This is a genomic window from Dactylosporangium siamense (genome assembly GCF_016862795.1).
GTDB classification, from domain to species: Bacteria; Actinomycetota; Actinomycetes; order Mycobacteriales; family Micromonosporaceae; genus Dactylosporangium; species Dactylosporangium siamense.
In genome coordinates this window covers 1-576 of record NZ_BONQ01000233.1, presented here as the reverse complement: position 1 = coordinate 576, position 576 = coordinate 1, and the positions used below count along the sequence as shown (strand labels likewise).

Annotated in this window: 1 protein-coding gene; it reads right to left on the bottom strand. The window is 68.9% G+C overall.

The features are described from left to right. On the bottom strand, positions 1-576 hold a 576-nt coding region (locus Dsi01nite_RS56630), incomplete at both ends, for a condensation domain-containing protein (RefSeq protein WP_203854842.1).

Here is a 576-nt window from a genome sequence, read left to right as displayed (position 1 = left end):
GACACCTGCACCTCGTCGAACGTGAACACCTCACCGTCACACACCACCGCCGGCGCGTCGCCGGTCCCGATCAGCTCATGCAACCCCGCCACCACCGGCACATCCACGGTGGGAGCATGCAGCGGCGGCTCCGGCGCGAACGACAACCCGGACAACCGCACCGCCGGGTCCGCCGCGACCTGCGCCAGCAGGTGCTGGACCTGACCGGACAGCCTCGCGATCGTGTCGGAGTTGAACAGGCGGGTCGCATAGTGCAGCGCGATCGTCAGGCCTCCGTCGGCCCGCTCGGACGCGATCAGGCGCAGGTCGAACTTGGCCACCGCGTCCCGGGCGTCACCGACCTCGGTCGTGAAGTAGTTGAACAGCACCTGGAACAGCGGGGTCCGGGACCGATCCCGGTCCGCGGACAACTCGTCGACCAGACGCTCGAACGGCACATCCTGATGCGCGAACGCCGCCAGGGTCCGCGACCGGACCCGCGCCAGCAGGTCGGTGAACGTCGGATCACCGGACAGGTCCGTGCGCAGCACCAAGGTATTCACGAAGTAGCCGATCAGGCCCTCGACCTCGGCCCGG